Source organism: Bradyrhizobium cedriense, assembly GCF_054602315.1.
The window spans coordinates 754,115-767,503 of sequence record NZ_JBTSWB010000005.1; the positions used below are offsets into that span (position 1 = coordinate 754,115).

Sequence of the window (13,389 nt, forward strand, 5' to 3'; positions counted from 1 at the left end):
GGGAACGACCTGCGGAGGTTATGATGATCGACCATTTGGGTTTCTCCGTTTCCGACTATGAGCGCGCGAAAGCGTTCTACGCCAAGGCGCTGGCGCCGCTCGGCTACGGCCTGATCATGGAAGTGACGGCGGAGCAGACCGGACACGCCGCGGCCGCCGGCTTCGGCGCCGAGGGCAAGCCGGACCTCTGGTTCGGCGCCGAGGGCGCCATGAACAAGCCGGTGCATATCGCGATCGCGGCCAAGGATCGCGCCACGGTCGATGCGTTCTACAAGGCGGCGATCGCGGCCGGCGGCCGCGACAACGGTCCGCCCGGCATCCGCCCGCATTACCACGCGAACTACTACGGCGCGTTCGTGCTCGACCCCGATGGCCACAATATCGAGGCCGTCTGCCACGCGCCGGAATAGGAAGGATTCCAGCAGGAACATCGTTCCAGGCAGGCCGTTATCGTTCCTTGCAACAAGGAGCACGACATGGCCAACGACAATGCCCGCGACGTTGATCGCGTCTGGGATCTGATGAAGACGATCGGATTCGCGATGCTGGTCACGCGCGACGGTGACAAGCTCCGCGCGCGGCCGATGAGCGCATATCTCGATCGCGATGCGAACACGATTTTCTTCCTGACCGATGCTCGGCGTCACAAGGACGATGAGATCGCGCGCAATCCTTCGATCAATCTCTCATTCGCAGATGCCGGCAGCCAGAAATACGTTTCGCTGACCGGCACGGCCGTCGTCTCGAACGACCGGGGCAAGATCAAGGAGCTGTTCTCGACGCCGGCCAAGGCGTGGTGGGACTCTGCGGAGGACCCCGACATTCGCGTGCTCAAGGTCACGCCTGACGACGCCGAGTTCTGGGATTCGCCGGGAACGGTGATCTCCTATGTGAAGATGGCGGCCGCGGCGGTCACGAATACGCGCCCCGACATCGGCGAGAACCGCAAGGTCTCGATGTGATGCCGATCGAGCCGCCCGAGATTCCGCCCGCGACGCCCGGCACGCCGACCGAGCCGCCGCCCGGAATCCCGCCTGGCAATCCGCAGCCTGAAATCGCACCGCCGGTGCGCGAGCCCGGCGAAGCACCGCGGCCGGACGAATTGCCGGGCCGCATGCCTGAGGAGATTCCATCGCGCGGACCGAACGGACCGCTCACGCCCAATCCTGCGACGGACGCAAGTTCGCCGCGGGATCTCGCATGAGATCGCCAATCACACGCGCGGCGATTGCAAGCTGCGTCTGAATGCGCAATGAACGTCACCATAGTGAGGTGATTTGCGTGCAGAAATAAATCGAGCCGCGGTCGTTGTGCCCGCCACAATGCGGCCTAACGCGTAGCTGTTCATCCCAACACTTCGTCAAAGAACCTTCCGGGGAAGTTCGCCACCATGACCAACCTTCGTTTCGTGCTGCTTGCAACGACGGCTCTGACCGCGATGCAAATCGCAAGCTCCGCATCGCATGCGCAAAGCGCGCCGCCGCTCGTCGTCGCACAGGCCCAGCCAGAGACGGGCCCTGACGGAAAACCGAAGCAGCCGCCGAAGGGACCGCCCGCGGCCGCTCCGCCCGCGCGCCCGGCCGCTCCACCCCCTGCGGCTGCACCGCCTCCTGCGCCTCCGCCTGCAGCCGCACCGCCGCGCCCCGCCGCGCCGCCACCACCGCCTCCCCCTGCGGCCCGCCCGGCTCCTCCGCCGCCGCCTCCGCCTGCGGCGCGTCCGGCGCCCCCGCCGCCACCTCCGCCGGCCGCTCCGAAGCAGCCTTCGCCGCCTCCGGCCGCGGCTCCGCAGCAACACGCTCCAACTCCGCCGCCGGCGACACGTCAGGCTCCTACCCCTCCGGCACCGCCAGCGGCACGTCCGGCTCCGACACCCCCGGCACCGCCGGCCGCGGCGGCTCCGCAGCCCACGCCGGCGGCACCTCCTCCTGCGGCACGCCCGGCCACTCCACCGCCACCTCCGGCGGCGGGTCCAGCGGGACGGCCTGCGCCCACGGCGACACCGACGCCGGCGGCGCCGCCTCCAGCCGGTGCGCCTGCGGCGCGCCCGGGGTCCCCGGCGCCAGCAGCAACGCCTGCCCCGACAACGACACCCGCACCGACGGCAACACCTGCGCCAACCGCCATCCCGGCTCCCGGCAGCACGCCTGGTGCACCGCCGGCTGGCCGCCCCGGCACGCCGCCGCCCGGACGTCCCGGCGCCCCCCCACCGGCCGGATCTCCGACGCCCGGTGCCGCGCCTGCTCCAACGGCGACGCCAGTTCCCGGGGCCACTCCGACAGCGCCGCCGGCCCCCGGCGCGACACCATCGCCGACCCCGGGTCAACAGGGTGGAACACCTCCGGCCGGCGCGCCCGCAGCCGGGACTCCGGCTGTGCCGCCACAGGCTGGTGCCCCGGCCAGGCCGCCGGCACCTCCCGCCGGCGCCGCGGCGCCGAGCGTCGTCCCCGGTTCGGCGGCCGCAACGCCGCCGCCGGACAGAAAGCAATACGCTACGCCCACGGTTTCGCCGGCCTTCCGGGCCGCGCCGACAGTCGCAGCGCCCTTGCCGCCGGCGCCGCGTCCGCCACAGCGTGACCTGACGCCGCTCGCGATCGGAGCAGGCGTGGTGGCCGGCGCCGTCATCGGCGCCACCATTGCCGATCTCCACAGCCAGCGACGCGAGACCATCGAAGGCGGACGCACCGTCTACACCGAGCCGGACCGCATCATCATTCGCGATCCGGGCGGGCAGGCTTATGTCCGCGGCAACGATCTCTATCGCTTCCGGTATGGCGCTCGCGACATCCGGACCGACACGGTCGGCGGCGAAACCCGCACGGTCGTGATTCGTCCCGATGGCAGCGAGATCATTACCGTGGTCGGTGCCGATGGTCGGCTGATGCGGCGCATCCGCAGGGATCCCCGCGGGCGCGAGGTCATCATCATCGACAACACCTACCGCGATCCGCGCGCGGTCGGCGGCTTCTATGTCGACGTGCCGCCGCCGGTGGTGAACATCCCCTACGATCGCTACATCGTCGACGCCCAGGAAGCGTCGCCTGACGTCATCTACCAGACCATGGTGGCGCCGCCCGTGCAGCGGATCGATCGGCGTTACTCGCTCGACGAGATCCGCTACAGCCCCAATGTTCGCATGCAGATGCCGAGCATCGACGTCAACACGATCATCTTCGAGACGGGATCGTGGACCATCCCGCCGGACCAGGCCGCCCGGCTGCAGGTGATCGCCGACGGCCTCAACCAGGCGATCCAGCGCAATCCGCGCGAGGTATTCCTGATCGAGGGACACACCGACGCGGTCGGCAACGAGGTCGACAATCTCTCTTTGTCGGACCGCCGAGCGCAGTCCGCGGCCGAATTGCTGACGCAGCAGTTCGGCGTGCCCGCCGAGAACCTGACGTCCCAGGGCTACGGCGAGCAGTATCTGAAGGAGCAGACGCAAGGGCCGAGCGCGATCAACCGTCGCGTGACCATCCGCAACATCACGCCGCTGCTCAACGGCGGCCAGGCCTCGCTGCCGCCGCCCCCGCCCGGCACCGCGCCGCCGCGCTGAGGCACAAGCACACGAACGCAAATGGCCGGGAGCGATCCCGGCCATTTCATTTTGTATTACGCACTCATCGCTTCTGACGGCAGGCAGGCCTCGCAAACGGCCGCAACGTGCCGATGATCGGTACCGCAACAGCCGCCGAGAATCCGCATTTGCGGAAACGCGCGCCTGAGCGAGAGGTAACGGCGGCCGAGATCGACGGGATCGCCGCTGTCGAGCGCCTCCGACTCGTCGAGCTCGGCATGGCTCTTCACCGATGCATTGGCCCTGATGCCGTGGATGCGCTGGACCCACGATTCGCCGGCCGCGAGCGCGCCGTCAAAATGAGTCGGATGCGCGCAGTTGATCAGGAAATATTCGCATGCGCGCTCCGTTGCGGCGTCGACCGCTTCGATCGCCTCGCGCAAGGACTCTCCCCTGACGAGCCGGCCGTCGGTCTCGACCGTGAAGGAGATCGCAACCGGAATTTTCTGGTTCATGGCCGCACGCACCACGCCGACGGCTTCGTTGATGCTGTTCAGCGTGAACGCAGTCACCATGTCGGCGCCGGCCTCGGCGAAGGCCGCGATCTGAGCCGAGTGGTAGGCTTCGGCCTCAGCCGCGTCCATGTTGCCGGCCTTGTAACCGTCGCCCCGCGGACCGATCGCGCCGTTGATCACGCATGGTGTGCGAGGCGACTCCCATGCGCCGCGCAATTCGTCGAGAAAGCGAATGGCACCCGTGTTGACGGCCTTGAGCGCGGCGGCATCGTAGCCGAGCTTGGCGGCCCAATCAGGATTGGCGCGCCAGGTCGGACTGTCGAGCACGAAGCCGAGTCCATGCTGCCGCGCGATGCGGAGATAGGCTTCGTAGTAGTGCTTCAAATGGGCACGGCCATCTGCGCTGTCGAGCAGCACGAATGCCGCGAAGTGGGGCAGCTCCAGTCCCTCGTGAAAGATCAGGGTGGTTTCCATGCCGCCGTCGGTCAGGAAAATGCCGCCGCGGTGCTGCGGCAGGGCGTCTCTGTATCTGGCCATTGATCGCTCCCTCATTTGCACGGGCCGCTCCCTTCGTTCGGTCGCGTCATGCCCGCCTTCGGTCTCGGGCAAACTGGTGCCGCATAATGTCGCGCTGCTCTAGAGGCCTGATGGTGCGGCTGAACTTCCGCCCGCAAACGGATACAAATCAAAGACTTGCGTGAACCAGCCGGACCGGCGTGGTTGTCCCGCTCGGCAGATTCCGCACCGTTGGTATGGTTTTGGAGGGAGCGATGGGAAAGGGCGAAGCGACGCGCGAACGCATTCTCGAGATCGCGGAAGCGGCGGTGCTCGCAAAGGGCTTCGGCGCAACCTCGATCGACGAGGTCATCGCCGAGGCAGGACTGACCAAAAGCGGCTTCTTCTATCATTTCAGGGACAAGAACGCGCTCGCGCGGGAGATGCTGCGCCGGTATGTGGACACGAACGATCGCCTGTTCGAGGAAATCTTCCAGCGTGGCCGCGAGCTCTCGGACGATCCGCTACAATCGTTCCTGATCTCGCTGAAGCTGCTGGCCGAGGTCATGGCCGATCTTCCCAACGGCCATCCCGGCTGCCTGATCGCCAGCATCTGCTATCAGGAACGCCTGTTCGACCGCGAGGTTCGCGACCTGACCGCGCAGTCGGTCCGGAGCTGGAATGCGCACTTCCGCACCATCCTCGACGGCATCGCGGCAGTCTATCCGCCGCGCGAGTCGATCGAACTCGACGATCTCGCAGAGATGATCTCGTGCGTGGTCGACGGAGCGATCATCATGTCGAAGACACTCAACGATCCGAAACGGCTGGAGCGGCAGATCCTGCTCTTCCGCAGCTGTGTGAAGCTGGTCTTCGCGCCGACTCCCTCATCGTGAACCGCTGCATCATTGACCCGCAGCCAGTCCCAACGCATCGGCCATGACGCGAAACACGTCGGTATTGTCCATCGAGCCGTGCACGCGCTCGCTGCCCGGCCCGGCCGCGGTCAGGATGACGTCCTCGCCCGAATGCACGCTGGCGCCGATCATCGCCGACAGATTGCCCGGGCGCAGCACCGCGCCCGGAACGTCCTTGTACTTGTCGTTGGCCTTGAAGGTCCCGCCGTCGCCAGACTTGACGGTCGGCTCATTGGGATTGTCGAGCTTCGGGCGGAAGGTCTCGTAGTGGTCCGGCAGACTGGCGGAGAAGATGGCAAGCCGCCGGCTCACGTCGATGCGCGCCGGATAGCCTTCCGCGTCGGGAGCCGGATAGTTGGGAAATCCGGCCCGATCGTAGACGCCGACGCGCTCGCGCAGCGGCACGTTGGGCGTGGTGGCCATGTCGTCGTTCACCGTGCCGACGAGGCTGTTGGGATGATTGTGGTCCGCCGCGACCAGGATCAGAGTGTCGTCGCCGCGCGTCCGCGCCCATTCACGCGTCTGACGCACGGCGTTGTCGAGCATGATCGTGTCGTAGACGGCCCGCTCCATGTCGAGCAGATGGGCATATTTGTCGATCATTCCGGATTCGACCATCAGGAAGAAGCCGGCCTCGTTCCGCGACAGCAGTTGCAGCGCCGCCTGGACCTGCTCGGTCAGGTCGGGCTGGTCGGGAAATTTCCTGACGCCGCCACCCTTCAGGAATTTGCGGTCGAGCACGCCGTCCATGTTGCCGGTGGCGAACAGGCCGAGCAGCTTGCGCGTCTCGGGCTTTGCCGAGAGAGCGCCGAGCTCGCTCGCCGTGGTCGCCACCTGATAGCCTGCATCGCGGAACTTGGCGATGTAGTCGGTCTCGTCCTTGCGCTTCGAGCCGGCGGCCGATCTCGGCAGGAAATTCGCGCTGCCGCCGCCCATCAGGACGTCCGGCTTGGCCGCAAAGAACTGCTCGACGATCTCGTCGTAGGCGGCACGGCGGCGCGTGTGCGCAACCATTGCCGCCGGCGTCGCGTCTTCGATCTCGGTGTTGGTGACGACGCCGATCGCCATGCCATGCCGCCTCCTGGCGAGGCTGGTGATGGTTTCGACCCGGGGATCGTCGAACGGGCTTGCGCTGCGATCCGCATAGACCCCCAAGGCGTTGACGGCGCTCTTGTGGCCGGTCGCATAGGCGCTGGCCGAGTTCGCGGAATCGGTGATGATCGAATCCGAGCCTGCGGTCGCCACCAGCGCCATATGGGGCATGTCGTCAATGGCGAGCTTGCCGCGGCTCTTGCCCTCCGAAATCCCTTTCGACAGGATTCGCGCGGCGACACGATGCGCCGGGGACATGCCATCGCCGATGAACAGGATGACGTTCTTCGCCTTGCGCGGACCCGTGTCGTAGACCGTCCATGTGACGCTGCGCTGCCGCGTGCCGTCGCTCACGTCCACGACAACGTTGCCCGGCTTGGTCAGCATGACCTCGCGCAGGATCAGGGCCGACTGATCCTTGCCGTCCTCGCGGTCGATGAAGGTCCCGGCCTGGCCGAACGCGGTCGCATAGTCCGCGCCGTTCACCGTGATCTTCAGATTGGCGGGATCGACCGGACCGGGGAGCTCGACCTTGAAGTCGAACTTGGCCCCCGCGAGGATCTCGGCACGATCGATCGGATAGATCGTCTGCGCCGGCACTGACGATGTCCAACAGAGGACGATGAGAGAGGCGAGTGCCGATCCCTTGACCATGCTCGATGCTCCGCAATCCGGTTTCCGACAGGAACGGGAAGCGTAGCGATCGAGAATGACACCGTCATTAAATTCGTCACCCGGATTTCGCTGCGTTGGATCCGAGACACGAAGACGTCACCCCTTGTCGCTCTCCAGGCGGAAGATCTGCGAGCCTTCGCTGCCCGAGAGCAGACCGGTGTCGCTGTAGAGCTTCAGCTTGGTGCGGGTGTCGGCGATGTCGAGGTTGCGCATGGTGAGCTGGCCGATGCGGTCGGCCGGCGTGAACGCGGCGTCCTCGACCTTCTCCATGCTGAGCCGTTCCGGCGCATAGGTGAGGTTGGGGCTTTCCGTGTTGAGGATCGAATAGTCGTTGCCGCGGCGCAGCTCGAGGGTGACCTCTCCGGTGACAGCGCGCGCAACCCAGCGCTGCGCGGTCTCGCGCAGCATCAGGGCCTGCGAATCGAACCAGCGGCCCTGATAAAGCAGCCGGCCGAGGCGCATGCCGCTGATGCGGTATTGCTCGATGGTGTCCTCGTTGTGGATGCCGGTGACGAGACGCTCATAGGCGATGTGCAGCAGCGCCATGCCCGGCGCTTCATAGATGCCGCGGCTCTTGGCCTCGATGATGCGGTTCTCGATCTGGTCGCTCATGCCGAGGCCGTGACGGCCGCCGATGGCGTTGGCTTCGAGGAACAGCGCGACCGGATCGCTGAAGGTCTGGCCGTTCAGCGCCGTAGGCTGGCCTTCCTCAAAACGCACCACGACCTTCTCGGCCTTCACAGTGCAGTCGTCGCGCCAGAACGGCACGCCCATGATCGGGTTGACGATCTTGATGCCGCTGTCGAGGCTTTCGAGATCCTTGGCCTCGTGCGTGGCGCCGAGCAGATTGCTGTCGGTCGAATAGGCCTTCTCGGCGCTCATCTTGTAGGCAAAGCCCTGCGCGGTCATGAACGCCGACATCTCGGCGCGACCGCCGAGCTCGTCGATGAACTGCTGGTCGAGCCAGGGCTTGTAGATCTTCAGGCCGGGATTGGTGAGCAGGCCGTAGCGGTAGAAGCGCTCGATGTCGTTGCCCTTGAAGGTCGAGCCGTCGCCCCAGATGTTGACGCCGTCCTCCTTCATCGCCGCGACCAGCATCGTGCCGGTAACCGCGCGCCCCAGCGGCGTGGTGTTGAAATAGGTGATGCCGCCGGTCGAGATGTGGAAGGCGCCCGACTGGATCGCGGCGATGCCTTCATGCACCAGCTGCGTGCGGCAATCGACGAGGCGCGCCTTCTCGGCGCCGAACTCCATCGCCTTGCGCGGAATCTCGTTGTAATCGGCCTCATCCGGCTGGCCGAGATTGGCGGTGTAGGCGTAGCAGCGCGCGCCCTTCTGCTTCATCCAGAGCAGCGCCGCGCTGGTGTCGAGGCCGCCCGAAAACGCGATGCCGACTTTCTCGCCCTTGGGCAGGCTTTTCAGGATCGTGGTCATGGGGCTTCCAATCGGGTCTCAAGGGCTGATGAAGGTGCGAACTTGACCGGGCGAATATCAAATTTCGCACGCCTCGGCATCCCTTTAATGGCTCAAACCGAGGGCTCGGGACCGGTCTTGCGGCCGAACAGGCGCTGGCGGAGCCGGTAGCCGGGCATGTTCAGCCGGGTCAGGGCCGCATCGACCGCCTCGTCCGAGAACCGCGTCCGCGGCCAGCGGTAAATCAGCGCGTACATGAACCAGATCACGACGAAGGTGACGAGGCCAGCGATGGAAACGTCGGTGAAGAAGTGGCCTCCAAAGGCCATGCGCAGGCCGCTCGTCAAGGCGCCGAACACCACTGCGGCAGCATAGGCGAGCGGGCGCCACGGCGGCGGCGCCAGCGCAGCCGGCGCGAGCGTCCAGAACGCGGTCGCGCCCTCGCCCGAGAAGAACGAGCAGTTGCGCGCGCAGCCGCCGCGCGGATCCCACCACGGCACGAATTGCTGGTCGCCGGCAAACTCCGTCACCGCCACCGGGCGTGGTCGGCCCCAATAGGTCTTGAAGGTCAGGTTGGTGAGGATGCCGGCCGACAGGATGATCGTGACCAGCAGGAAAACCATCGCGCGGCCCGACACCATCAGCGGGCGGTCGGGCCGGATCATCTTGACCACGAGCGCGACCAGCGATGGCAGCACGAATGCCCAGGCGACCCACATCGCAGCGTCACGTGCGAAACTGGCCCAGCCGTTCAGCTTGAGCGGAAACGTCCTGGTCTCGGGGTCGAAGAACAGCGCGGCGAGCTTGAGGTCGAGCTCGGGATAGAGGCCGAAAACGACGCCGATCACGAGCCACAGCGCCAGGGCGATGAAGAGACCAGTCCGGTTCATGGCGCGCGGTTTAGCGGAGAGCGGCGCAGATGAAAACCCTCGCAACCGTCATCCCGGGGCAGTGCGCAGCACCGAACCCGGGATCTCGAGATTCCGGGCCTGGTCCTTCGGACCATCCCGGAATGACGGAGCAAGCTATCGTGCATCCGGCCGCGAATTCGACGGCAGCGGCGGGGGGGGTTGGCGCGGGGCTGACGGCTCGCGCCAGGCGCCGGCGTTGCGGCCGGCGATCAGCCAGTAGACCACGCCGGCGGCGATTCCGGCACCGGTCATGATCTCCAGATGCCGCCGCACGATACCCTCGAACTGGAACGTGTCGGGATGGAACGGAACGAGGCCGAGATAGCAGGCGAGCCCGACGAGGCCGCCACCGAGGGCATAGGCGAGCGCGCTGCGGATATAGAGCGCTTCGGTGATCGCAACGATCACCGCCGCCGGCACCAGCGCGAAGCCCGAGACGAAGATGAAACCGAAGCCGAGCAGGATGTCGATCGTGCCCTGATCGACGGGACCTGCGCCGAGATCGGCGAATTCCGGAAACAGCAGCGCGACGACCACGATCATGCCGCCGACGAAACAGGCGGCGAGAAAGCCGATGAAGATGACGATGAGCCGGCCGATCAGGGACATGACGGGAAAGCCAACGTTGCCGTCATTGCGAGCGCAGCGAAGCAATCCAGACTGTCCCCGCGGAAAGACTCTGGATTGCTTCGCTGCGCTCGCAATGACGAGGATGCGAGAGCGTCGCCGCCATCATCAATCCGTCATCGCCATCGCGCGGAGCGCCTGACGCTCGCGTGCACTGAGCTTCTCGGTTTCCGACTTGAGCTGGCCGCAGGCGGCGAGGATGTCGCGGCCACGCGGGGTGCGCACCGGCGACGAATAGCCGGCGTTGAAGACGTATTCGGAGAATTTCTCGATCTGGTCCCAGTCCGAGCATTCATAGGCGGTGCCGGGCCAGGGATTGAACGGGATCAGGTTGATCTTGGCGTGAATGCCCTTGAGCAGCTTTACCAGCAGCTTGGCATCGTCGAGCGAATCGTTGACGCCCTTGAGCATCACATATTCGAAGGTGATGCGCCGCGCGTTCGAGGCGCCGGGATAGTCGCGGCAGGCCTGCAGCAGCTCCTTGATCGGATATTTGCGGTTGAGCGGCACCAGTTCGTTGCGCAGCTCGTCGCGCACCGCGTGCAGCGAGATCGCCAGCATGACGCCGATCTCCTCGCCGGCGCGCACGATATTCGGCACCACGCCCGAGGTCGACAGCGTGATGCGGCGGCGGGAGATACCGATGCCCTCGTTGTCCCCGACGATGAGCAGCGCATCGCGCACCGCGTCGAAATTGTAGAGCGGCTCGCCCATGCCCATCATCACGATGTTGGTGACGCGACGCGTGCCGTCCTCGCGATCGGCCCAGTCGTTCAGGCGGTCCCGCGCCACCATCACCTGACCGACGATCTCGCCGGCGGTGAGGTTGCGCACGAGGCGCTGCGTGCCGGTGTGACAGAAGGAACAGTTCAGCGTACAGCCGACCTGCGAGGAGACGCAGAGCGTGCCGCGATCGGTCTCGGGGATGTAGACGCACTCGACTTCATGCGCCTTCTGAACAGAATCGCCGCTCGGCAGCCGCAGCAGCCATTTGCGGGTGCCGTCGTTCGATATCTGCTCGGCGACGACCTCGGGCCGGTCGACCGTGAAATGCTGCGCCAGTTCGGCGCGGATGCCCTTCGAGATCGAGGTCATCTCCTCAAAACTCTGGGCGCCGCGGAAATAGATCCAGTGCCAGAGCTGCTGCACGCGCATCTTGCGCTGCGCCGGCGCGACGCCGATCTCGCCGAGGCAATCGGCAAGTTCGGTGCGCGACAGGCCGATCAGCGACGGCTTTGCCGGCGGCACATAGGTTTCGAGCGGAGTCTTCTCCACTAACGTTGCGTTGTGCGGCTCGGTCGTCGGTTGCATTGAATGGACCTAATGGCTTGGTCGTTCCGGGGTGGTCCGAAGGACCAGACCCGGAACCTCGAGATTCCGGGTTCGATGCTGCGCATCGCCCCGGAATGACGGCGAAAAATCTGGAACCGCCCCTATATAGCAACCGGAATTGCCGATTGCGACCTTATCGCCCGCAGCCTTAATGCCTGCGCCCTTACCGCCGGCAGTCCTGGGCGATCTTGTCGAGGGCCTGGGCGAGACCCTTCAGCGAGAACGTGTCGGTCGTCTCGGTGCCCTTGGCTGACACGCCCTTGACCACGAGATCGGCCGATTTGCGCATGGCCTCGACCATCCGCTCCTCCTCGGCCGCGTTCTTGATCCAGAGACCGTCGCCCTGCGTGTACATGGCGAAAGCAGCGCCGCCGACCTCGGCCGTCGATTCGGAGCCCGGCTTCAGCGCGTAGCCGATCATGACCGAGACCTCGTTGTTCACCTTTTCGGCCGGCCGGGTCGACACGAACGCATAGGCGGGATCGCGTGGCCGGTTCGGCGGGTTGGTCTTCGAGGAGGAGGGCTTTGCCAGCGCGAAGCAGACCTTCTTGCCATTGGGCGTGGCCGCGTATGCCCCCCACGTGCCGAACTGGCCGATCAGGGTCGGCTCCGCACCGCCCGCAACCGCCGCGGGCGGGGCCGCCGGTTTGCTCTCGGGCTTCGCGGCCGCCTTTGCCGTCGTGTTGGCCGGCGGCGCGGCCGGTTTTGGCGACGCCTTAGGCGTCGGTTGCGCCGCCTGCGCCCACGCGGAATCGGCGACCCACCCGGCCGCCACGCCAGTCATCAAAGCTAAAATCAGCACCCGCCACATGCTGGAGTGGTTCCCTCAATATTGTGACTGGAAGATGGCTCGACTGCGCGTTGTCCCCGGGCAGGGATAGCCGGAAAAGTTCAATTTGGGAAGGCAGTTAGCGGCGGCATCGGCGCCTGCTAGGCCTTGGATCGGGCTGCGCGCTGCTCGGCCCATTGTGTCTCGGTCCAGCACAACAAATCCTCGGCGCCGGAACTGCGCAAATGCGCGCCACCGTCGATCACGACCATCTCGCCATTGATGTAGCCGGCCCGGTCCGACACCAGGAAGCTCGCGAGATCGGCGAGTTCGCCATGCCCGCCCGTACGGCCGAGCGGATTGCGCGAGGCCCAGCCTTCATCGCGTCCCTCGGGGCGGAGCTGTCCGGAGGCGCCGGCGGTCGGAAACGGACCCGGCGCGATCGCGACGGTGCGGATGCCCTTCGGGCCCCACTCCACCGCAAGGCTCCTGGTCATCGCCAGCACCGCGGATTTCGCCATCGCCGACGGAACCGTGAAGGCGCGGCCGGTGATGGTGGAGGTCGAGAGGATCGACAGCACGACGCCGCCATGCTTGCCGTCGATCCAGCGGCTGCCGACCGCGAGCGTGCAATACATCGCGCCATGCAGCGTGGGCGCCAGGATCGCATCCGCGGCGCGGAAGGACAGGTGCTCGCTCTGTGCGATGAAGGTCGCGGCAGCGTTGTTGACGAGGATGTCGAGCGGCGCCTCGCGCCAAATGATCTCCATCATATTGTCAACCGATGCACCGTCACGGATGTCGCAGGCGATGGTGGTGACCTTGCCGCCCGTCTCCTCGCGCATCTGGCTCGCCGTTGTCTCGAGCCGGTCGAGCTTGCGCCCGCAGATGACGAGCTCGGCGCCGAGCGTGAGGAAGCGGCGCGCCATCGCGGCGCCAAGGCCCGAACCGCCGCCGGTGACGAGGATGCGCTTGTTCCTGAGCAGGCCCGTTTCAAACATCGTTTGAATCCTCCTTGTACTTCTTTCGTCGTTGCGGGCACGGCCAAGCAATCCAGACTAATTTCCGCGGCGCGGTTTCCGGCTTGCTTCGCTGCGCTCGCGATGACGCGAGGATAGGGCTGCCCATC

13 protein-coding genes are annotated in these 13,389 nt (G+C 66.1%); 5 read left to right on the top strand and 8 right to left on the bottom strand.

The genetic code is table 11. The features are described from left to right. Positions 1-23: 23 nt before the first annotated feature. From ACYCVF_RS24835 to ACYCVF_RS24850, 4 genes are all read left to right on the top strand, one after another. The gene (locus ACYCVF_RS24835; protein ID WP_459603487.1) at positions 24-410 is read left to right on the top strand and encodes a VOC family protein; all 387 of its coding nucleotides are present in this window, start codon (positions 24-26) and stop codon (positions 408-410) included. 66 nt (positions 411-476) lie between these two features. Beyond that, complete coding sequence (locus tag ACYCVF_RS24840) at positions 477-962, top strand: pyridoxamine 5'-phosphate oxidase family protein (protein WP_459603486.1); 486 nt, start codon at positions 477-479, stop codon at positions 960-962. After that, positions 962-1,204, top strand: coding sequence for a hypothetical protein (locus ACYCVF_RS24845; RefSeq protein ID WP_459603485.1), 243 nt, complete (start codon positions 962-964; stop codon positions 1,202-1,204). Before ACYCVF_RS24840 ends, ACYCVF_RS24845 begins: the two co-directional genes overlap by 1 nt. 186 nt (positions 1,205-1,390) lie before the next feature. Continuing rightward, the gene (locus ACYCVF_RS24850; RefSeq protein ID WP_459603484.1) at positions 1,391-3,553 is read left to right on the top strand and encodes an OmpA family protein; all 2,163 of its coding nucleotides are present in this window, start codon (positions 1,391-1,393) and stop codon (positions 3,551-3,553) included. A gap of 56 nt (positions 3,554-3,609) precedes the next feature. On the opposite strand, the gene ACYCVF_RS24855 is transcribed toward ACYCVF_RS24850, so the two are convergent. Further along, positions 3,610-4,566: a homocysteine S-methyltransferase family protein gene (locus ACYCVF_RS24855; RefSeq protein ID WP_459603483.1), complete on the bottom strand. Its 957-nt coding sequence runs from the start codon at positions 4,564-4,566 to the stop codon at positions 3,610-3,612. A 233-nt stretch (positions 4,567-4,799) separates the two neighbouring features. Between ACYCVF_RS24855 and ACYCVF_RS24860 the strand changes: the two genes are divergently transcribed. Beyond that, complete coding sequence (locus tag ACYCVF_RS24860; RefSeq protein WP_459603482.1) at positions 4,800-5,420, top strand: TetR/AcrR family transcriptional regulator; 621 nt, start codon at positions 4,800-4,802, stop codon at positions 5,418-5,420. 9 nt (positions 5,421-5,429) lie between these two features. On the opposite strand, the gene ACYCVF_RS24865 is transcribed toward ACYCVF_RS24860, so the two are convergent. The 7 genes from ACYCVF_RS24865 to ACYCVF_RS24895 form a co-directional block, all read right to left on the bottom strand. Continuing rightward, positions 5,430-7,187 (bottom strand): alkaline phosphatase, encoded by a 1,758-nt coding sequence (locus ACYCVF_RS24865; protein WP_459603481.1) that lies wholly within the window; start codon positions 7,185-7,187, stop codon positions 5,430-5,432. 117 nt (positions 7,188-7,304) lie between these two features. Continuing rightward, positions 7,305-8,642, bottom strand: coding sequence for an argininosuccinate synthase (gene argG / locus ACYCVF_RS24870; RefSeq protein WP_459603480.1), 1,338 nt, complete (start codon positions 8,640-8,642; stop codon positions 7,305-7,307). A 92-nt stretch (positions 8,643-8,734) separates the two neighbouring features. Beyond that, entirely contained in the window at positions 8,735-9,511 is a 777-nt protein-coding gene (locus ACYCVF_RS24875) for a phosphatase PAP2 family protein (protein WP_459603479.1), read from the bottom strand. 135 nt (positions 9,512-9,646) lie between these two features. After that, positions 9,647-10,141, bottom strand: a complete 495-nt coding sequence (locus ACYCVF_RS24880) for a hypothetical protein (protein WP_459603478.1) — start codon at positions 10,139-10,141, stop codon at positions 9,647-9,649. Between the two features lie 126 nt (positions 10,142-10,267). After that, positions 10,268-11,470: a dual-specificity RNA methyltransferase RlmN gene (gene rlmN, locus ACYCVF_RS24885; protein ID WP_459603477.1), complete on the bottom strand. Its 1,203-nt coding sequence runs from the start codon at positions 11,468-11,470 to the stop codon at positions 10,268-10,270. A 184-nt stretch (positions 11,471-11,654) separates the two neighbouring features. Continuing rightward, entirely contained in the window at positions 11,655-12,302 is a 648-nt protein-coding gene (locus tag ACYCVF_RS24890) for an invasion associated locus B family protein (protein WP_459603476.1), read from the bottom strand. A 119-nt stretch (positions 12,303-12,421) separates the two neighbouring features. Further along, positions 12,422-13,261, bottom strand: a complete 840-nt coding sequence (locus ACYCVF_RS24895; protein ID WP_459603475.1) for an SDR family oxidoreductase — start codon at positions 13,259-13,261, stop codon at positions 12,422-12,424. Positions 13,262-13,389: the final 128 nt, after the last annotated feature.